The organism is Streptomyces sp. NBC_00009 (genome assembly GCF_045040855.1).
Classification (GTDB): Bacteria; Actinomycetota; Actinomycetes; order Streptomycetales; family Streptomycetaceae; genus Streptomyces; species Streptomyces aureus.
Genome location: NZ_CP108312.1, coordinates 5793556 through 5813758, shown reverse-complemented (window position 1 = coordinate 5813758; position 20203 = coordinate 5793556). Strand labels below are relative to the sequence as shown.

Below are 20203 nucleotides of genomic sequence, written 5' to 3'. Positions count from 1 at the left end.
CTCCACCAGAGACCCACGCCCTGTCCTGCCAAAGACCTAGGGCACCCCCACCCTTTCCGCTAAGGGAACCCCCCTCCGACTCAGGAAGGCGGCGCAATGACCGACCCCTCCGCAATCCAGCCGAGCGAGCTCGACCAGCTCCCGGACCGCGACCCCGAGGAGACCGCCGAATGGCAGGCCTCCCTGGACGCCGTTACCAAGGCGGCCGGGCCGCACCGTGCCGCGTACCTGATGCGCCGCACGCTGGAGCGCGCCGAGGGCTCGGGCCTGGCGCTGCCGAAGCTCCTCGAGACCGACTACGTCAACACCATCCCGACCGCCGCGGAGCCGGCGATCGAGGGTGACGAGGCGCTGGAACTGAAGATCGCCGCGTGGAACCGCTGGAACGCGGCCGCGATGGTGACCCGTGGTTCCAAGTACGGCGTCGGCGGCCACATCGCCACGTTCGCCTCGGCGGCCTGGCTCTACGAGACCGGCTTCAACCACTTCTTCAAGGGGAAGGAGGGCGACGGCTCCGGTGACCAGCTGTACATCCAGGGCCACGCCTCCCCCGGCATCTACGCCCGCGCCTTCCTCGACGGCCGCCTGAGCGAGCAGCAGCTCGACCACTTCCGCCAGGAGTCCGGCGGCGACGGCCTGCCGTCGTATCCGCACCCGCGGCGCCTGCCCTGGCTGTGGGAGTTCCCGACCGTCTCCATGGGCCTCGGCCCGCTGTCGGCGATCTACCAGGCGCGGTTCAACCGCTACCTCACCAACCGCAAGATCAAGGACGTCTCCGCCTCGCACGTGTGGGCGTTCCTCGGTGACGGCGAGATGGACGAGCCCGAGGCCACCGCGGCCCTGGCGCTCGCCTCGCGTGAGGGTCTGGACAACCTGACCTTCGTCATCAACTGCAACCTGCAGCGCCTCGACGGCCCGGTCCGCGCCAACTTCCGCGTGGTCCAGGAGCTGGAGGCGCAGTTCCGCGGCGCCGGCTGGAACGTCATCAAGACGCTCTGGGGCTCCGCCTGGGACGAGCTGTTCCAGCTCGACACGACCGGCGCGCTCGTGCGCCGGCTGCGCGAGGTGCCGGACGCCCAGTTCCAGACGTACGCGACGCGCGACGCCGCGTACATCCGCGAGCACTTCTTCGGCTCCGAGCCCGCGCTCGTCGAGCTGGGCCGGCTGCTCACGGACGACAAGATCGCCGAGTGCTTCAAGGTCTCGCGCGGCGGCCACGAGCCCCGCAAGGTGTACGCGGCCTACCGTGCGGCCCTGTCGCACGAGGGCGCGCCGACCGTGATCCTGGTCCAGACGGTCAAGGGCTTCACGCTGGGCAAGGGCTTTGAGTCCAAGAACGCCAACCACCAGATGAAGAAGCTGACGGTGGACGAGTTCAAGGACATGCGTGACCTCCTTGAACTGCCCATCTCCGACAGCCAGTTCATCGACGGCCAGGTCCCCTACGGCCACCCGGGCGCCGACTCCCCCGAGGTCCGCTACCTCCAGGAGCGCCGCGCGGCCCTCGGCGGCCCCGCCCCGGCCCGCCGCACGCACGCGATCGCCCCGCTGCCGGCCCCGGCCGACAAGGCGTTCGCGTCCTTCGACAAGGGCTCAGGATCGCAGTCGGTCGCGACGACCATGGCGTTCGTACGCCTGGTCAAGGACCTCGTACGCGACAAGGAGACCGGCAAGCGCTGGGTGCCGATCGTCCCGGACGAGGCGCGCACCTTCGGCATGGAGTCGCTGTTCCCGTCGCTCGGCATCTACTCCCCCAAGGGGCAGACGTACGAGCCGGTCGACCGCGACCAGCTGATGTACTACAAGGAAGCCACGGACGGTCAGATCCTCAACGAGGGCATCACCGAGGCCGGCTCCATGGCGGACTTCATCGCCGCCGCCAGCGCGTACTCCACGCACGGCGAGGCGATGATCCCCTTCTACATCTTCTACTCGATGTTCGGCTGGCAGCGCACGGCCGACCAGATGTGGCAGCTCGGCGACCAGCTGGGCCGCGGCTTCCTGGTCGGTGCCACCGCGGGCCGTACGACGCTGACGGGTGAGGGTCTGCAGCACGCGGACGGTCACTCGCCGGTCATCGCGGCGACCAACCCGGCCGCGCTGTCCTACGACCCGGCGTTCGCGTACGAGATCGGCGCGATCGTCAAGGACGGTCTGCGCCGCATGTACGGCGAGGCGGCCCCGGGCGAGGACCGAGACGTCTTCTACTACCTGACGGTCTACAACGAGCCGATGCCGCAGCCGGCCAAGCCCGCGGGCGTGGACGAGGGCATCCTCAAGGGCCTGTACCGCTTCAACACCGCCGAGTCGGCCGGGGTGAACGTCGCGGCTGTCAACGCCCCCCGCATCCAGCTGCTCGGCTCGGGCACGGCGATCCACTGGACCCTCGAGGCGCAGAAGCTGCTCGCCGAGGAGTGGGGCGTTGCCGCCGACGTGTGGTCCGCGACCTCCTGGACCGAGCTGCGCCGCGACGCCCTGGAGGCGGACGAGGCGATCCTGCGCGGCGAGGAGCGCACTCCGTACATCCGTACGGCGCTCAGCGGCGCCCAGGGCCCGGTCCTCGCGGTCTCCGACTACATGCGCCAGGTCCCCGACCAGATCGCACAGTGGGTCGAGCAGGACTACACCTCGCTCGGTGCGGACGGCTTCGGTCTCTCCGACACCCGTGAGGCGGCCCGCCGTCACTTCGGCATCGACGCGCAGTCGATCGTCGTCGCGGCCCTGGCCCAGCTCGCCCGCCGCGGCGAGGTCAAGGCCTCGGCCGTGAAGGAGGCGCGCGAGCGCTACGGCCTGTAGTTCCTCGTCATGCGTGCCCCGTCCCGATTGCCGGGGCGGGGCACGCGTGCGTGAATGAGGAGGAGCCCAGGGGGGCGCCGTTCAGGGGAGATGTACGTCCATGAAGATCTCCAAAACCCCGTCAGCGCCCTGCTGGGCGGACCTCTCCACGCCCGACACCGACGCGGCACGGCTCTTCTACCAGGGACTCCTCGGCTGGCGCAGCGAAGTGGTGTCCGATCCGCAGTCGCAGGCCTACGGCCTCTTCAGGTCCGGTGACGAGCTGGTCGCGGGCATCGGCCCGACCAGGAGCCCGAAGGAACCGTCGGCGTGGCTGCCGTACTACCAGTCGGCCGGGGTCGACGCGGTCATCGCGCGCGTGAAGGGCAACGGCGGCACGGTGGTCACGGGCCCGGAGACCATCGCGGAGGACGGCGTCTTCGCGGTCTGCCAGGACCCGTCGGGGGCCGCGTTCGGCCTGTGGCAGCCGATCACGAACACGGGCTTCGGCGTCGTGAACGCGCCGGGGAGTTTCTGCTGGTTCGAGCTCCTGACCCGCGATCCGGACGGGTCCAAGGACTTCTACCAGTCCGTACTGGGCTGGGGCGCGAAGCGGCACCCCTACGGGGGCGGCGGCACCTACACCGAGTGGAGCGTCGACACCGAGCCCTTCGGCGGCATGCTCGACACGGCGTCGGACTCGTTCCCCGAGGATCTGCCGGCGCACTGGATGGTGTACGTCGCCGTCGGGGACACCGACGCGACGACGGCCCGCTGCAAGGAGCTCGGCGGGCAGATCCTGGTGCACCCGACGACGATCGAGCCGGGCCGGTTCGCGGTGCTGGCCGATCCACAGGGCGCCTCGTTCGCGGTCATCACGTACACCCCGCGCTGAGGCCCGCATCATGGGCGTATGCGTGCTGCCCGCCTGATCAAGATGGTGTTGTTGCTCCAGTCCCGGCCGTCGATGACGGCGGGTGAGCTGGCGCGCGAACTGGAGGTCTCGGAGCGGACGGTGACCAGGGACGCGCAGGCGCTGTCCGAGGCGGGCGTGCCGGTGTACGCGGACCGGGGCAGGGCGGGCGGGTACCGGCTGATCGGCGGGTACCGGACGCGGCTGACCGGCTTGGCGCGCGGCGAGGCGGAGGCCCTGTTCCTGTCCGGGGTGCCGGGCGCGCTGCGCGAGATGGGCCTTGAGGACGCGGCGTCGGCCGCGCGGCTGAAGGTGTCGGCGGCGCTGCTGCCCTCGCTGCGGGACGCCTCGCGCACGGCGGCGCAGCGGTTCCATCTGGACGCGCCGGGCTGGTTCAAGGAGCCGCGGACGCCCGAGCTGCTGCCCGCGGTGGCGGACGCGGTGTGGGACGACAGGGTGGTGCGCGCCCGCTACCGCCGTGACGAGGCCGGTGCCGAGGTCGAGCGGGAGCTGGAGCCGTACGGGCTCGTCCTGAAGGCGGGCGTCTGGTATCTGTGCGCCCGCGTCGCGGGCGGCGGGACCCACCGGGTGTACCGGATCGACCGGTTCACCGGCATCGAGGCGGGCGAGGAGCGCTTCGTACGGGACGAGGAGTTCGACCTGCCGGGGTTCTGGGAGGAGCGGGCCGAGCAGTTCGCGCGGTCCATCCTGCGCGCGGAGGTCGTCCTGCGGCTGTCCCCCGCGGGCCTGCGGCAGCTTCCGTACGCGACCGAGCCCGTGTCCGTGCGTGCGGCGCGGGAGTCGGCGGGCGAGCCCGACGAGGAGGGGTGGGTGACGGTGACTCTGCCGGTCGAGTCGGAGGACGTCGCGTACGGCCAGCTGTTCGCGCTCGGGCCCGAGGCGGAAGTCCTCGCTCCCGCTGGTCTGCGCGAGCGCTTCGCCGGCGCGGCGCGGCGGATGGCGGACCGCTACCGGTGACCTGCCGGGCGCCGTGCCCTCGGCATGTGCGCGCATAACGAACTGGCGCAGCTCCGGCACTCGGCGTGCGTCCCCGACCCCCAAGGCAGATGCTTGTCCCGTGATGGACGAGACGGAGTTCTGGGAGATCGTGGACAGCACCCGCGAGGCCGCCGAGGGCGACCCCGAGGACCATGCCGAGCTGCTCGTCGACCGGCTGCTCCAGGCCGACCCCGACGCGGTGCTCGACTTCGCCCGTCACTTCGAGTCCCGCTACCACCGCGCCTACCGCTGGGATCTGTGGGGCGCCGCGTGGGTGCTGCTCCGCGGGGCGAGCGACGACGCGTTCGACTACTTCCGCTGCTGGCTGATCGGCCAGGGCCGGGAGGTCTTCGAGGGCGCGCTGCACGAGCCGGACTCGCTCGCCGATCTGCTGGGCGAATTCGACGAGGAGATCGACGGTGACGGCGAGGAGCTCGGCTACGCGGCGGACGAGGCGTACGAGGAGCTGACCGGCGCGGTGGCGCCCGATCTCGGCATCCCGCCCGCGCCCGCGGAGCCGGAGGGCACGCCGGTCGACTTCGAGAACACGGCGGAGCTGGAGCGGCTGTACCCGAAGCTCTCGGAGCGTTTCGGGTCGTAGGCGTCCGAGAGGTCCGGGGGGTCATCGCCTGGCTGCCCGGATCGTCTCCTCGATGCCGGGGAACGCGAACGTGAAGCCTGATTCCAGGAGCCGGGTCGGCACGGCCCGCGTGCTGCCGAGGACGTCGCCCGCCATCTCGCCGAGAACCAGGCGCAGGGCGGGGGCGGGCGCCGTGAACAGGGTGGGGCGGTGCAGCACGCGCCCCATCACGGCGGTCACCTCGCCGTTCGTGACGGGGTGCGGGGCGGTGAGGTTCACGGGGCCCGACAGCTCGTCCGTGGCGAGGATGTGGCGCAGGGCCGCGATCTCGTCGTACAGCGCGATGTACGACCAGTACTGGCGGCCGTCGCCCATGCGTCCGCCGAGCCCGGCCAGGAACAGCGGGAAGAGCCGCGCCCAGGCCCCGCCGCCGCGGGACACGACGAGCCCGGACCGCGCGAACACGGTGCGGATTCCGGCCTCCTGGGCGGGCGTCGCGGCCTCCTCCCACTCCACGCACAGCTGTGGCAGGAACCCGTCCCCGGGCGGCGCGCTCTCGTCGACGGCGCGCGTGCCGGTGTCGCCGTAGTAGCCGACGGCGCTGCCGTTGACGAAGACGCGGGGAGGCTGTTCGAGCGTGGCGACGGCCTCGGCGAGCGTCGCGGTGCCGAGGACCCGGCTGTCGCGGATCTTCTTCTTGTACGCGTCGGTCCAGCGGTGGTCGCCCACGCCCGCGGCGGCGAAGTTGAGGACCGCGTCGCACCCGGAGAGCCCGGCCGCGTCGACGGACCCCCGCTCCGGGTCCCAGCGGACCTCGTCCGGTGCCGCCGGCTCCCTGCGCACCAGGCGGACGACGTCGTGCCCGTCGGCGCGCAGGGACCGGGTCAGGGCGGAACCGATGAGGCCGGAGGCGCCGGCGACGGCGAACCGGGAGCGTCGTGCGGGTGCGGAATCGCTCTGGGTCATGGGTCCATCCTGCCGCGTGAAACGCCCGGCGGCCGGTCGTGGGCCGGTCGTACAGTGGCCCCCATGTCACCGCCGCACATACGTCTCGCCCGCCCCGACGACGAGGACGGGCTCGCCCGGCTCGACCGTGCCGTCTGGTCGACGCTGCACTCCGTCCAGCCGCAGCCGCAGCCGCCGTACGACCCGTTCTTCTCGGAGCGGTTCGGGCCGCGGGACCATCTGGTCGCGGAGCTCGACGGGCGGCTCGCCGGTTACGTACGCATCGCCTATCCCACGTCGCTCGCCGCCAACACCCATGTCCGGCAGATCCAGGGCCTCGCGGTCGCCGCGGAGGCGCGGGGCGCCGGGGTCGGCCGGGCACTGGTCCACGCGGCGGTGGAGCACGCACGCAAGGCCGGTGCGCGGCGCATGACGCTGCGGGTGCTCGGGCACAACGGTCCCGCGCGGGCGCTGTACGAATCCGAGGGGTTCATGGTCGAGGGCATCCTGCCGGAGGAGTTCCTGCTCGACGGGAAGTACGTGGACGACGTCCTCATGGGCCAGGCCCTGTGAGCGGGGCGCGGCGGTTCTGACGGACCCGCCCGGGGTGCGGTGACGGCCCTCCCGTAGGAACGTGAAAGGGTCCATGGGAAGGAGCCCGCCGATGACCGGGGCGTTGTCGCGTCGCCGGGACGGCGAGGAGCGGGCCTGGCTGCGCGGGGCACCGCCGCCTCGCTGGGTGCGATGGCTGCCGATCGCGCTGCTCCTCGCCCTGTGCACGGCCCAGCTGGTCACCGAGGAGAAGCTGGAGCTCGGTTTCCTGCTGGGGGCGATCCCCCCGCTCGCCGCCCTCACCTACGGGCCCGCCGCCACGGCGCTGCTCGGCGGCATCGTGATCGTCCTGCTGAACGTGCCCTTCATGGATCTCGGGCGCCCCGGCAACAGCGATGTGCTCACGGTCTCCTTCGTGGCGCTGCTCAGCGTGCTGATCGGCTGGGTCCGCAGCCGGCGCGACGACCAGCTCGTCACCGTGCGCACGGTCGCCGAGGCGGCCCAGTTCGCCGTCCTTCCGCCGCTCGCCGATCGGGTCGGCACGGTGCGCTGCGCGGGCCTGTACCGGGCGGCCGAGCGCGGGACGCTGGTCGGCGGCGACCTGTTCGACGTGCGCAGGAGTCCGGCCGGGGTGCGGGCGGTGATCGGCGATGTGCAGGGCCACGGGCTGTCCGCGGTGGGCACGGTGGCGGGGCTGCTCGGCGCGTTCCGTGAGGCGGTGCTCGACCAGCCGGACCTGGAGGGCGTCGCGGCGCGCCTCGACCGCAGGCTCGTGGTCGACTCGGCCGAGGACGAGCACGCTGAGCTGTTCGCGACCGCGCTGCTCCTGGAGTTCCCCGACGACTCCCCGGTGGTACGGGCCCTCTCGTGCGGCCATCCGCGGCCGCTGCTGCTGCGCGGGCAGGAGGTCTTCGAGGTGCCGGTGCCGTCCGGAGCGCCGCTCGGCCTCGGGATCGCGGGCCTCGCGCCGCCCGAGCAGTTCACGGTGCGGCTGCGGCCCGGAGACCGGCTGCTCGGGCTGACCGACGGACTGACCGAGGCGCGGGACTCGTCCGGTGCCTTCTATCCGCTGGCGGAGCGTCTGGTCCGGTTCAGCGCGGACGACCCGGCGGAGCTGACGGACGCGCTGTGGCGGGACGTGCTGCGGTTCGCGGGGACGGTACGGGACGATCTGACGCTGCTCGTGTTCGCGCCGGAGATCGACCCGTCGGACGACTGAGGCCCTTATCGGGGCCCGCCCCGATCTGCCCCCAACAGGCTGATCCCGCCCGTCAGTTCGCGCAGGCAGCGGAGCGCGAGGACCGCCGGTGAGCCGGTCGCGCCCGTCGCGGGTACGTCGGTGGCGGCCCAGGACTCCAGGGCGATCCGGATGGCGTCGGTGGCCGCGGCGGCGGCGAGCCGTACGTCGAGGGGGTCCGCCCGCTCGCCCGCGAGCCGCGCGAGGACCGGCACGAGGCGCTCCTCCGACTCCTGGTTGACCCGGTACCAGACGGCCCGCAGCGCGGCGTCGTCCTGGGCCGCGCGCAGCAGTCCCCTGGTCGTCTCCAGCTGTTCGGGGCCGTGGTCGCCGGGGGCGGAGAGCGTGGCGGTGACGGCCCTCTCCAGGGTGAGCCGCAGGTCGGCGCCGGGCTCGGCGTCGGCGAGGAGGGCGCGCCAGGCGTCGCCGCCCGCGGCGAGGAGGGGGCCGACCGCGTCCTGCTTGCCCCGGAAGTAGCGGTAGAAGGTGCGCAGCGCGACGCCCGCACGGTGGGCGATGTCCTCGGCCGTCGTGCCGTCGGGGCCGTGTTCGGCGAAGAGTTCGGCGGCGGCGCGGGCGATGTCCAGCTGGGTGGCGGCCTTGCGCCGCTCGGTCAGGGAGGGCTGCGGACTGCGCTGATCGTTCGTGGGGCTCACCGGGGAAGCCTATGCGTCCGGGAACAAACCTGCACGTTCTGACGTTATGGCAAAACGTGCCACCCAGGCGTACGGTGGACAGCGAATCCGGCGATCCCGGTGACGCGGATCGTGAAGAGAATGAAGTGGAGCAGCACATGAGCCCGAACCTGAACCGCTACGAAGGCCGTCGTGTACTCGTCACCGGCGGTGGCTCCGGCATCGGCCAGGCCACCGTGCTGCGGGTCCTCGCCGAGGGCGCCCGCGCGGTCGCCGCCGACGTCAGCGAGGCGGGCCTGAAGGACACCGTCGAGAAGGCGACCGCCGCGGGCACCGCGGACCGGCTGACCACGGTCGTCGTGAACGTCGCGGACGAGGCCTCCGTGCGCGCGGGCGTCGCCGCCGCCGTCGAGGCGCTCGGCAGCCTCGACGTGCTGGTCAACGCGGCCGGCATCCTTCGCTCCTCGCACACCCACGAGACGTCGCTCGCCGACTTCAACCAGGTGCTCCAGATCAACCTGGCGGGCACGTTCCTGATGATCCGCGAGTCGATCCCGGCGCTTCTCGCGGGTGACGGTTCCGCCGTCATCAACTTCAGCTCGACGTCGGCGACGTTCGCCCACCCCTACATGGCGGCGTACGCGGCGAGCAAGGGCGGCATCCAGTCCATGACGCACGCCCTGGCGAGCGAGTACAGCAAGCAGGGCATCCGCTTCACGTCCGTGCAGCCGGGATCCATCTCCTCCGGCATGACCGACGGCTCGGGCGCCAGCAAGCAGAGCGTCGGCCCCGGCCTGCCCGAGGACGCCGACATGAGCCTGTTCATGAAGCTGGCGCCGGCGATAGGCCAGGGCTTCGCGGGGCCGGAGAGCGTGGCGTCCGTCGTCGCGATGCTCGGCTCGGAGGACGGCAAGTTCATCACCGGTACTGAGGTCAGGGTCGACGGCGGCACGCACTTCTGATCTGCGGCGAAGGCGGGTCTGACCTGCGGCGGGGCCGCGATCACTCGCATGGCGCACCGTGCGGGGCGAGCCCCCGGCGCGCGGCGGAGAGTGTCACGTATGCGCGTCTTCCGTATGACGTTGTGCTGCGCACCGGGGGCCACGGTCTTCGGCCTGCTGCTGATGTGTGCCGTGACCGTCGGGCCCGGGGACGGCGGTTCAGCGGCGAAGTCGGCCCGGGCGGCGGGCCTCACCCCCGCCGACCGGGCCGCGCCCGTGCTGCCGCCGGCCGCCGTACCGGTGCGCCGGCCGCCGGTACTGTCGCTGGCCGCCCTGGCGGTGCACCGGCCGCACACCGCCGCGCTGCCCCGGATCGTGCCGCGGGCCAAGTGGCTGGCCGAGGGCGCGTACCGCAGGCCGCCCGCCCGGTACGCCGACCGCGTCACGGCGGTCTTCATCCACCACACGGACTCGCCGAACGGCTACGACTGCGCCGACACACCCCGCATCATCCACGACCTGTACGTGGGCCAGGCGGGCGGCCGGAATTGGGACGACATCGGCTACAACTTCCTCGTCGACAAGTGCGGCACGATCTACGAGGGCCGGGCGGGCGGCGTCGACAAGGCGGTCGTGGGGGCGCACGCCCAGGGCTTCAACCAGGGCACGGCGGGCATCGCCGCCATCGGCACCTTCATCGCGGGCACCCCGGTGCCGCCTTCCATGGCGAAGTCCATCGCGGCGCTCTCCGCCTGGAAGCTGGGCCTCGCGAACATCGACCCGCGCTCCCGCGTCCGCCTCACCTCGACGAACAGCCTCAGCCGCTTCCCCAAGGGCAGGACGGCCGAGTTCAACGCCATCGCCGCGCACCGGGACGAGTACGAGACGTACTGCCCGGGCCAGGCCCTGATGGCCGCGCTCCCGGAGATCAGGCAGCGGGCGGCGGAGCTCCAGGGGCGGTAGGGCTTCGTTCGGATCAGGCCGGGCTCGCGTCCGGCGGCCCCGGGCGCCCCCCGTGCGACCGTGCCCGGGCTACGCGCGACTCCCTGTGCCGGGGCCCGGACCTACCCTCGACGGACTCGGGTACAGCCCGGGTGTTCCGGAGCCGTACGCGGGTTCGCCGGGGGGTAGGACGCCTTCGGGGCCCGCCTTCGTGCGCCGGCCGGACGGCCCGGGGTACGAGCGACGGCTCTCACCAGCCGCACAACCGCCAGGGAGGCGCACGTGCCTGAGCCCGCACAGCACGCGGACGTCGTCATCGTGGGAGCCGGGGTCGCGGGACTCCTGGCCGCCCACCGCCTGACCAGGGCGGGCGTCCCCACCCTGGTCCTGGAGGCCGGCCCCTGTGTGGGCGGCCGCATGTCCACCGAGAAGGTCGACGGGTTCCGCCTGGACCGGATCGGCCGGCTCCTGTGCACCTCGTACCCCGAACTGCGCCGCAACCCGGGCCTGGACGCCCTCGTCCTGCGCTCCTTCTCGCCCGGTGTGCTGGTGCACAGCGACGGCCGCCGCCATCGCGCCGGGGAGCTCCCGGCCCCACGGCGCGCAAAGGGCGCACTCACGACGGCACGCGCCCTCGCGAGCGCCCCCAGGGTGCCCCGCCCCCGCACCGCCAGGAGTCCGCGCCCCACCGCTCCGCTCGGCAGCCCCCTCGACCACGCCCGGCTCGCCAGGGCCCTGGCCCGCCTTGCCGCGACGCCCGTCCCCCGTCTCCTCGCGCGCCCCGAACTCCCCGCCGCCGACGCGCTGATCGGCCGCGGGCTGCCCGCCCGTACCCTCGACGGCTTTGTGCGCCCCCTCCTGTCGGCGCTCCTGTGCGACCCGGACCTGACCTCGTCGAGCCGGTGCGCGGACCTCGCCCTGCACGCCTACGCGCGCGGCCGCCTCTGCGTCCCCGAGGGCGGCGCCGACGCGCTGCCCGAGCTGCTCGCCGCCGGGCTCCCGCCGGGCACGGTCCGCACCGGCGTCCGCGTCAGCGCCGTCTCCGCGAACTCGGTGACGACCGAGGAACACGGTGAACTCCGATGCCGTTCAACGCTGTTGGCGACCGGAGCGCGCGCCGCGGCCGGCCTGCTCCCGGGACTGCGCGTGCCGGACTTCCACCCCGTCACGGTCGTCCACCACGCGGTCCCCGAGCCACCGCTCGCCGACCCGGCGCTGCTCCTCGACGCCGACCGGCTGGGCCCCGTCGCGTACACCGCGGTGATCAGCCAGGTCGACCCGACCCGCGCCCCGGCCGGCCGCGCGCTCGTCTCCTCGACGGTCCTCGGCCCGCCGCCGCCCGAGCGCGCGCTGCGGGCCCAACTGGCCGCCCTCTACGGCACGTCGACCTCCGACTGGGAGACCCTCGCGGTCCACCACGACCCGGAGGCGGTGCCCGCGATGCCGGCCCCGCACGACCTGCACCGCCCGGTGCGACTCCTCGACGGGCTCTATGTGTGCGGCGACCACCGTGGCGCGAGCACGGTGCAGGGCGCCCTCCACTCGGGCCGCCGGGCGGCGCACGCGATCCTCGCGGACCTGGGCGTCCAACTGACCCCGCCGGCAGGCAGGTTGACGGCGGCCGCCTGACCCGCACCCTCACCACACATCCGACCTCTATAGGGTCCCTCTTACGCGCCCGTCTCCGTGGCACATTCCGGAGGCGGGCGCCCTCATTCCCTCACGCGCACTCTTGCCTCCACTGCAACTCCCCCCTACGGTCCCCACGTCCGCACCCTTGTCCCTGGAGGCCGCAGTGCGAAGAACGGCGTCAGCCCTGCTGTTCGTCCTAGCCCTTGTCACCGGATTCATCGGAGCTATAGTGCCGTCGTCCGCAGCTCGGCCCGAGGAGCAGATCCCCGAACTGCTCGCCGGGCAGCCCTCCGTGGTCCCCCGCCCCACCGACTGGACCTCCCTCGGCGGCACGGTCGCCCTCACGCCCCGCACCCGCGTCCTGGTCGACCCGCGCGCCCGCGCCCTGACCTCCGAGCCGTCCGGCCGCGCCGAGTTCCCCGGCCCGGCCCGCCAGAGCGTGCAGCAGCTCGCCGACCAGCTGCGCACGGAGCTCGGGCAGGTCTCCGGCGTCGAGCCGCGCGTCGCGAGCGACGTGGCCCATGCCGGGCCCGGCGACATCGTCCTCGGCCTCGCCGACGACCGTGAACTCGGCGCGGAGGGCTACCGGTTCGACAGTTCGGACGGCGCCGTCCACATCCGGGCCGCCTCCACGCACGGCCTCTTCTACGGCACCCGTACGCTCCTCCAGCTCCTGCGCTCCACGGACGACGAGCACCGCACGCTCCCGCGGGCCCGCGCCACCGACGTCCCGACGCAGGCGATCCGTATGGTCCACCTCGACGCGGGCCGCAAGTACTGGAAGATCCCGTACCTGGAGAACCTGATCCGCAGGATGGGCGACCAGAAGCTGAACACGCTCATGTTGCACCTCTCCGAGTCGGAGGGCTTCCGCCTGTACAGCCCGAAGTTCCCGGGCCTCGCGGACCCCGCCCACAGCTACAGCCGCGCCGACATCGAGCACCTCAAGTCCTTCGCGGCCCGCCACCACGTACAGCTGATGCCGGGCCTGGAGATGCCCGGCCACGCGACGGCGATCAGTGACGCGTTCGGCATCGGCTTCGGCTCCGGTACGAACCCCTGCACGGCCGCGCACACGCACTCGCACCTCACGCCGGACTGGATCATCGACATGACCAGTGAGAAGGCGGTGGCGAAGACGAAGCAGATCGTCGACGAGTTCGCCGGCTGGTTCGACGCGCCGCTGTTCTCGATCGGCGGCGAGGAGGTGCCGGGCCAGCTCGCCAACTGCCCCCGCGTACAGGACTACTTGGCCGCCTCGCCCGATGTGTCGACGCTCGGCGACCTCCTCAACCGGTACATCAACACCCTGGACGATGTGATCGCCTCGCACGGCAAGCGCACCGCCGTCTACAACGGCTCGGAGCACCTGGCCGCGCCCCAGCAGACCGTCCACGGCCCGGTCGTCTTCCTCACCTGGGAGGGCACCGGCGCCGAGCCCGCCGTGCCGGGCCACGACGAGATCGCCATCGGCCCGTTCTACGACACCCCGAACAACTACCACCACCTGTACCCGAACGAGCCCTGGATGTACGACAGCTGGACCGTCAGCACGGCGCCCGACATGCTCGGCTCCGGCCTGACCAACTGGGCCGACTACAACTTCTGGGCCGACGACGCGTACTTCGAGCAGTCGATGGCCGGCGCCCGGGCGATCCTCGCGGACCGCGCCTGGAACGGCACGGCGACCCCGGACACCCTGGCCGACTTCCGGGCCCGCGCGGCCCGTATCGGCGACCCGCCCGGCATCACCGCGACGCCGGTGAAGCCCCGGGTGAACGACGGCCGGCCGAGCCACCAATGGACCTTCGACACGGCCGCGTACCCGAAGGGCTGGACGTACGCGGGCAGCCCCGGCAACACGATCTTCGCCGAGGACACGGCGGGTGACCTGCCGGGCACCTCGTACATCATCAACAACCCGGCACCGGTGGACGACGGCGTGCGCGGGCAGGCGTGGCGCTTCGACTCGGACCGGGACGGTGTCGGCTTCGGTGGCATGGACGTAGCCGAGCCGTGGACGGTGTCGGTGCAGGTCCGCCCCACGGCCCGCACCGCGGACCAGGTGCTGCTCAGCTCGAGGGCGGGCGCGCTCAAGCTCATGCAGTACGGCACGGGCAAGGTCGGCTTCACCCGGTACGGCTCGGCCGACCTCAGCTTCGACTACACGCTGCCGCTCGACCGCTGGACCCGGCTGACGTGGGTGGCGACACCGGGCCACACCACGCTCTACGCCGACGGGAAGCGGGTCGGCACGGTCGACGCGTCGATCCCCCTGCCCCTGCGCTCGATCGGTACGGAGAAGGTGAGCCTGCGCGGCGACCTCGACGAACTCACCACCTGGGACGAGCCGTTGACGGCCGACCGGGTCGCCGGTCTGTCCGGGAAGGACACCCAGTAGTACGCGCCGGACCCCGCCCCCGTCCCGTCAGTGGCTGAGGGCGGCGATGCGGTCCCGGTATCCGCGTACCGGGGCCGCGTCGCGGTAGGGCTCCAGCCGCCGCTCGAACTCCCGCACGTACTCGTGCGCCCGCACGGAGCGCATCTCGGAGGCGGCCTGCGCGGCCTCTGCGCCGAGGGTGCACGCCTGGTCCAGCTCGCCGAGCCCGAGCCGCGCGGAGGCGAGCACCACCCGGCAGAACAGCCGGCTGCGCGCGAAGCCGGGCGCCCGCAGCTGGAGCGAGCGCTCCGCGTGCTGCGCGGCCGCGCGGTACTGCTGGAGATCCCGGTGGCAGTGCCCGAACTCGTCGGCCAGCTGCGCCTCGTCGAAGAACCGCGCCCAGTGCGGCACGTCGTCCCCGGTCCGCACCGCCTCCAGGGTCCGCTCGGCCCGCACCAGCGACGCCGTGCACGCGCGCACCTCGCCGAGCACGCCGTGCCCGCGCGCCTCGGCCGCGTGCAGGAGCGCCTGGACGGCGGGCGGCGCCGAGGACCCCACGCCCTGCTGGGCGACCCGCGCCAGCTGCACGGCCTCGCGCCCGTGGCCGAGATAGACGGCCTGGCGGCTCATCGTGACGAGGACGTACGACCCGTACGTCCGGTCCCCCGCCGCCTGCGCGAGCCGCAGCGCCTGCACGAAGTACCGCTGCGCGAGCCCGTGCGCGGCGATGTCGTACGAGGTCCAGCCCGCGAGCCGGGTCAGATCGGCGGTGGCCGCGAAGAGCCGCCGGCCGGTCTGCTCCCCGTAGGTGCCCCGCAGCATCGGCTCGGCCTCGTGCTCCAGGTAGCGCACGAGCGCCTGGCGGGCGTGGCCGCCGCCGTACGCCTGGTCCAGGGAGCGGAAGAGTTCGCCGACGGAGCGCAGGGCCGCGATGTCGCCCGCGGTGACCCGCTGGCCGGGCCCGCGCTCGGCGTGGCCGCGCTGCCGGGGCAAGGGGGGCGGCCCCTGTTCGGGCCCGGACGGAAGTTTGGCCGAAGAGCGTCCCTGGGCGGGGATCCGTACGCCGCCGGGACCGCCGTGGTCCCCGTGGGCGACCCGGTCGTCGGCCCGCCCGATCAGCCAGTCCCGGCTGGGCACGACGAGCCCCGCCGGGGTGAACGCGATCTTGCGGAGCTCGGCATGGCTGCCCGAGTCCTTGCGCCACAGACCGCTGACGATGTCGACGGCCTCCTCGGGCGAGGCGGCGAACTCCAGGCCCGCGTAGACCGGGGAGCAGGCGTCGAGCCCCAGGTCCTGGGCGGAGAGCCGGCGTCCCAGGCGCCGCGTGAAGACCTCGGCGATCAGTGCGGGTGTGGTGCCGCGGGGCTGCTGGCCGCGCAGCCAGCGCGTCACGGATGTCTTGTCGTAGCGCAGGTCGAGACCGTGCTCCAGGCCGAGCTGGTCGACTCGGCGGGCCAGTCCGGCGTTGGAGAACCCTGCCTCCGCGATGAGCGCGGCTAGCTGGCGGTTGGGCGTGCGCTGCGGAGGTCGTTCCGTCATGCTGTGCGATTGCCTTCCGGGCCCTAGGAAGCCGTAGAGGGGGGCCGTGGTGCACCCCCCTCTGCACTGCTCCCACATGGAACGGCGCGAATGTGACGTCCTTCCCCGCAAGCGGAGAACTTCCTGCCGCCCCGCTCGCACGGGACCTCGGTGGGTTCCTGCTTCACAGGCCCTGCCGGACCGGAATCCGGTCTTGCACAGCCTCCACAAGCCTGACTTCCCGCCCGCCCGGCGGTAGGTCCACCAGCGGCTCCCCGCTCACGGACGGCGCCGAAGCTATCACTCAGCGCGCACAGGAGCCCCCGATCAGGCCAGCAAGCACCCCCTTTCATCCGATCGTGTGAGGATTCCCCGAACGGCTGGCGCAGAGACCCTGCCCGTACAGTGGCTGGGGCGCGATATGTGCACGCTGAAGGTTCTAGGGAGGCACTGACCGTGAATGAGTTGCGGTTCGTCCGCTTGGGTTTCGGAGCGGACTCGGTCGACTACCAGGAAGCCTGGGACGAGCAGCGCCGTGTGCACGCCGCCCGTTTCGCGGACGAGGTCCCCGACACCTGCCTGCTTCTCGAACACCCGCCGGTCTACACTGCGGGCCGCCGCACCGCGCCCGAGGAGCGCCCGCTGGACGGCACCCCCGTCGTGGACGTGGACCGGGGCGGCAAGATCACCTGGCACGGCCCGGGCCAGCTCGTCGGCTACCCGATCCAGAAGCTGCCGCGCCCCGTGGACGTGGTCGCGCACCTGCGCCGTCTGGAAGACGCGATGATCGCGGTCTGCGCCGAGTTCGGCGTGGAGACCTCCCGCGTCGAGGGCCGGGCGGGCGTGTGGGTGCTCGGAGACGCCAAGAACGCCAAGGACGCGGCCGAGGAGCGCCCGAAGCTCGGCGGCCTGTCCCTGGACTTCGACCCCCGGGTGAACGACTCCGAGTTCGACCCCCGTCTCAATGGCCCGGAGTACGCGCCCTCGAACGCCGGCCAGCGCCGCGAGGACCGCAAGATCTGCGCCATGGGCATCCGCGTCGCCAAGGGCGTCACGATGCACGGCTTCGCGCTGAACGTGAATCCGGACACCTCGAACTTCGACAAGATCATCCCGTGCGGCATACGTGACGCGGGCGTCACCTCGCTCTCGTACGAGCTGGGCCGCGAGGTCACGATCGACGAGGTGCTGCCGGTCGTGGAGCGCCACCTGCGCGACGTCCTGGAGAACGCGGCGCTCGCCCCGCGCGTCGTCGAGAGGGCGACCGCGTAGGGGTTCGCACAGGGGACCCGGTTCCGGGAATGCACCCCGCCGGCCGCAGGTTGGCCACACGTAAGGCCCATCAAGACCACGGGCGTACCCTGAGGTACGCCGAAGAATCAAAGCTGTAGGGAGCCGGTCGTGTCCGCAGTCGCACCCGACGGACGCAAGATGCTGCGCCTGGAGGTCCGCAACAGCCAGACCCCCATCGAGCGCAAGCCCGAGTGGATCAAGACCCGGGCGAAAATGGGTCCCGAGTACACGAAGATGCAGAGCCTCGTGAAGAGCGAGGGCCTGCACACGGTCTGCCAGGAGGCGGGCTGTCCGAACATCTACGAGTGCTGGGAAGACCGCGAGGCCACCTTCCTCATCGGCGGCGACCAGTGCACGCGACGGTGTGACTTCTGCCAGATCGACACGGGCAAGCCCGAGGCGCTGGACCGTGACGAGCCCCGCCGCGTCGGCGAGTCCGTCGTCACGATGGACCTGAACTACGCCACGATCACCGGCGTCGCGCGCGACGACCTGGAGGACGGCGGCGCCTGGCTGTACGCGGAGACCGTGCGCCAGATCCACGCGATGACGGCGGAGCGCGCCGAGGGCTACACCAAGGTCGAGCTGCTCATCCCCGACTTCAACGCCGACCCGGACCAGCTGGCCGAGGTCTTCTCGTCCCGCCCCGAGGTTCTCGGGCACAACGTCGAGACGGTGCCGCGCATCTTCAAGCGGATCCGCCCCGGCTTCCGGTACGAGCGGTCCCTCGAGGTCATCACGAAGGCCCGCGAGGCCGGCCTGGTCACCAAGTCCAACCTGATCCTGGGCATGGGTGAGGAGCGCTCCGAGGTCAGCGAGGCGCTGCGCCAGCTGCACGAGGCGGGCACCGAGCTCATCACCATCACCCAGTACCTGCGTCCGACGCCGCGCCACCACCCCGTCGAGCGCTGGGTGAAGCCGGCCGAGTTCGTGGAGCTGAAGGAGGAGGCCGAGCAGATCGGCTTCTCCGGCGTCATGTCGGGCCCCCTGGTCCGCTCCTCGTACCGCGCCGGACGCCTCTACCAGATGGCGGTCGAGAAGCGCGGCGCGTACGTGGCCTCGCAGGCGGTCTGATCCGGTCCCACCCGCACGGCCCGCCAGCCGTGTGAAATCACGCACAAGCAGCTACCTGCCAGTAACGGCTGGGAGAACGCGGCCCTGACAGTCCCCCCAGATGGGGGGCACCGTCAGGGCCGCGTCCTCGTTCGGCCCTCCCCCATCAAGGCTTCATGGGCGTTTGACCCTTCGGTCATGCCCTGGTAACACCAAACAGTGACGCTGTACTCACGCCACGTACCCACCGTCAGAGCCGCTCCCGAGGGGGACCTCCCAATGCAGGCCGCGCCCGTACGCGCCACCGCCATCCCGACCTTCACCGACGCCCTGCGCGCGGTCGAGTCGCTGCTCATGAGCAGCGGACAGCGCACCGCACGCCGCAACGCCTGGACCTCTGTACTCGAGGACCGCCGCCGCGCCAAGGACCGGGTGGAGGCGCAGCGGGTGCTCGAGAAGGCTGTGGCCGCCCGCACGTCGTAGGCACTTGCCCGGACACGTAGACTTCAAGGCATGGCGAGGAAGGAAACCGCAGCGGACGCTGCGAACCCCGGGCGACTCAAGCAGATCGCTCTGACCTTTAAGATGACCCGCAAGGCCGATCCGATGATCGCCCTTGTACTCGCGGGTGTGGGAATCGTCACCTTTGGTGTGTTCCTCGCGATCGGTTTCTTGATCGGTCACCCGGTATATCTCGGAATTCTCGGCTTCCTGCTCGCCTTCCTCGCGATGGCGATCGTCTTCGGACGCCGTGCCGAGCGAGCAGCCTTCGGGCAGATGGAGGGCCAGCCCGGCGCGGCTGCCGCGGTACTCGACAACATCGGCCGTGGCTGGACCACGACCCCGGCCGTGGCGATGAACCGCAGCCAGGACGTCGTCCACCGGGCGGTCGGCAAGGCCGGCATCGTCCTGGTCGCCGAGGGCAACCCGAACCGGGTGAAGACGCTGCTGGCGGCCGAGAAGCGGAAGATGGCCCGCATCGTCTCCGACGTGCCGGTCAACGACATCCTCGTCGGCAACGGCGAGGGCCAGGTGCCGCTCAAGAAGCTCCGCACCACGATGCTCAAGCTCCCCCGCGTTCTCACGGGCCCGCAGGTCACGACGACCAACGACCGCCTCCGGGCGATGGGCGACCTGATGAGCAACATGCCGCTCCCCAAGGGCCCGATGCCCAAGGGAATGCGGATGCCGCGCGGCGGCGGCAACAAGGCGCGCTGACCCTTCTACTACGAGAGGCCCCGGAACCGATCGGTTCCGGGGCCTCATCGTCGTAGTAGGTCGCAGTAGAGCGTCCCGGCGGGCCGGTGTCAGGCGCGGACCTGGACCGCGCGGGCCAGGCGGTCGTGCAGGCCGCGGCCGTCACGGTCCCAGATCAGCGCGGGGACGGCGACGCACAGGAGCACCGTGCGGACCAGGACACGGCCGAGGCCGAGGCGGCCGGAGCCGTCCTCCGCGACGACGCGCAGCCCCATGATCCGCTTGCCCGGCGTGAAGCCGACCGTGCCGACGGTGAGCAGGCCGAGGACGAAGAAGATCCCGAGGGCCCAGTTCCCCGTCGCCTGGTTGTAGCCGTGCGTGAGGAGCCCGTATGCGATCAGCATGCACAGGGCCCAGTCGATGACGAGGGCGGCGATACGCCTGCCGGGGCGGGCGATGGAGCCCGGCCCCTGCTCGGGCAGCCCCAGCTGCTCACCGCGGTACCCGAACTCGACACCCGCGTCCTCTGCGGCCGCGCGCGGCCCGGAGAGCCACGATCCGATTGCTTGCCTGTTGTCCACCCGACCACGGTACTGCGCTCGGCCACCCGG

Annotated in this window: 18 protein-coding genes; 14 read left to right on the top strand and 4 right to left on the bottom strand. The window is 72.2% G+C overall.

Annotated elements, in window-relative coordinates; all coding sequences use genetic code 11:
- The first annotated feature begins 96 nt into the window (after positions 1-96).
- From aceE to OHA58_RS26195, 4 genes are all read left to right on the top strand, one after another.
- A complete protein-coding gene (gene aceE / locus OHA58_RS26210) occupies positions 97-2796 on the top strand; it encodes a pyruvate dehydrogenase (acetyl-transferring), homodimeric type (protein WP_405481784.1) in 2700 nt (899 codons plus the stop codon).
- A gap of 100 nt (positions 2797-2896) precedes the next feature.
- The gene (locus tag OHA58_RS26205) at positions 2897-3670 is read left to right on the top strand and encodes a VOC family protein (protein WP_405481783.1); all 774 of its coding nucleotides are present in this window, start codon (positions 2897-2899) and stop codon (positions 3668-3670) included.
- Positions 3671-3688: 18 nt separating this feature from the next.
- A complete protein-coding gene (locus tag OHA58_RS26200) occupies positions 3689-4666 on the top strand; it encodes a helix-turn-helix transcriptional regulator (protein ID WP_405481782.1) in 978 nt (325 codons plus the stop codon).
- A gap of 103 nt (positions 4667-4769) precedes the next feature.
- Entirely contained in the window at positions 4770-5288 is a 519-nt protein-coding gene (locus OHA58_RS26195; RefSeq protein ID WP_405485192.1) for a DUF4240 domain-containing protein, read from the top strand.
- A 21-nt stretch (positions 5289-5309) separates the two neighbouring features.
- Here OHA58_RS26195 and OHA58_RS26190 read toward each other — a convergent pair whose 3' ends face one another.
- A complete protein-coding gene (locus tag OHA58_RS26190; protein WP_405481781.1) occupies positions 5310-6233 on the bottom strand; it encodes a TIGR01777 family oxidoreductase in 924 nt (307 codons plus the stop codon).
- A gap of 63 nt (positions 6234-6296) precedes the next feature.
- On the opposite strand from OHA58_RS26190, the gene OHA58_RS26185 reads away from it, so the two are divergent.
- Complete coding sequence (locus tag OHA58_RS26185) at positions 6297-6785, top strand: GNAT family N-acetyltransferase (RefSeq protein WP_405481779.1); 489 nt, start codon at positions 6297-6299, stop codon at positions 6783-6785.
- A 91-nt stretch (positions 6786-6876) separates the two neighbouring features.
- Positions 6877-7983, top strand: a complete 1107-nt coding sequence (locus OHA58_RS26180; protein ID WP_405481777.1) for a PP2C family protein-serine/threonine phosphatase — start codon at positions 6877-6879, stop codon at positions 7981-7983.
- Positions 7984-7988: 5 nt separating this feature from the next.
- Here OHA58_RS26180 and OHA58_RS26175 read toward each other — a convergent pair whose 3' ends face one another.
- Positions 7989-8657: a TetR/AcrR family transcriptional regulator gene (locus tag OHA58_RS26175; protein WP_405481775.1), complete on the bottom strand. Its 669-nt coding sequence runs from the start codon at positions 8655-8657 to the stop codon at positions 7989-7991.
- Between the two features lie 137 nt (positions 8658-8794).
- On the opposite strand from OHA58_RS26175, the gene OHA58_RS26170 reads away from it, so the two are divergent.
- The 4 genes from OHA58_RS26170 (at position 8795) to OHA58_RS26155 (ending at position 14552) form a co-directional block, all read left to right on the top strand.
- Positions 8795-9598 (top strand): SDR family NAD(P)-dependent oxidoreductase, encoded by an 804-nt coding sequence (locus OHA58_RS26170; protein ID WP_405481773.1) that lies wholly within the window; start codon positions 8795-8797, stop codon positions 9596-9598.
- Positions 9599-9697: 99 nt separating this feature from the next.
- Positions 9698-10540 carry a peptidoglycan recognition protein gene (locus OHA58_RS26165; RefSeq protein ID WP_405481772.1) on the top strand — a complete coding sequence of 281 codons (843 nt, stop codon included), beginning with the start codon at positions 9698-9700 and terminating at the stop codon, positions 10538-10540.
- 261 nt (positions 10541-10801) lie between these two features.
- Positions 10802-12148 carry an NAD(P)/FAD-dependent oxidoreductase gene (locus OHA58_RS26160; protein ID WP_405481771.1) on the top strand — a complete coding sequence of 449 codons (1347 nt, stop codon included), beginning with the start codon at positions 10802-10804 and terminating at the stop codon, positions 12146-12148.
- Between the two features lie 232 nt (positions 12149-12380).
- Entirely contained in the window at positions 12381-14552 is a 2172-nt protein-coding gene (locus OHA58_RS26155) for a family 20 glycosylhydrolase (protein WP_405481769.1), read from the top strand.
- 27 nt (positions 14553-14579) lie between these two features.
- Here the strand turns inward: OHA58_RS26155 and OHA58_RS26150 are convergent, their stop codons facing one another.
- The gene (locus tag OHA58_RS26150; protein WP_405481767.1) at positions 14580-16070 is read right to left on the bottom strand and encodes a regulator; all 1491 of its coding nucleotides are present in this window, start codon (positions 16068-16070) and stop codon (positions 14580-14582) included.
- Between the two features lie 435 nt (positions 16071-16505).
- Here OHA58_RS26150 and lipB point away from each other — a divergent pair, with 435 nt between their 5' ends.
- The 4 genes from lipB (at position 16506) to OHA58_RS26130 (ending at position 19613) form a co-directional block, all read left to right on the top strand.
- On the top strand, positions 16506-17321 hold the full coding sequence (gene lipB, locus OHA58_RS26145; RefSeq protein WP_405481765.1) for a lipoyl(octanoyl) transferase LipB: 816 nt from the start codon (positions 16506-16508) through the stop codon (positions 17319-17321).
- A 129-nt stretch (positions 17322-17450) separates the two neighbouring features.
- On the top strand, positions 17451-18416 hold the full coding sequence (locus OHA58_RS26140) for a lipoyl synthase (protein WP_405481763.1): 966 nt from the start codon (positions 17451-17453) through the stop codon (positions 18414-18416).
- Between the two features lie 258 nt (positions 18417-18674).
- On the top strand, positions 18675-18878 hold the full coding sequence (locus OHA58_RS26135; RefSeq protein WP_326713343.1) for a hypothetical protein: 204 nt from the start codon (positions 18675-18677) through the stop codon (positions 18876-18878).
- A 30-nt stretch (positions 18879-18908) separates the two neighbouring features.
- The gene (locus tag OHA58_RS26130) at positions 18909-19613 is read left to right on the top strand and encodes a DUF4191 domain-containing protein (RefSeq protein WP_227294321.1); all 705 of its coding nucleotides are present in this window, start codon (positions 18909-18911) and stop codon (positions 19611-19613) included.
- Between the two features lie 89 nt (positions 19614-19702).
- Here OHA58_RS26130 and OHA58_RS26125 read toward each other — a convergent pair whose 3' ends face one another.
- Positions 19703-20173 carry an RDD family protein gene (locus tag OHA58_RS26125; protein WP_405481761.1) on the bottom strand — a complete coding sequence of 157 codons (471 nt, stop codon included), beginning with the start codon at positions 20171-20173 and terminating at the stop codon, positions 19703-19705.
- Positions 20174-20203 lie beyond the last annotated feature (30 nt).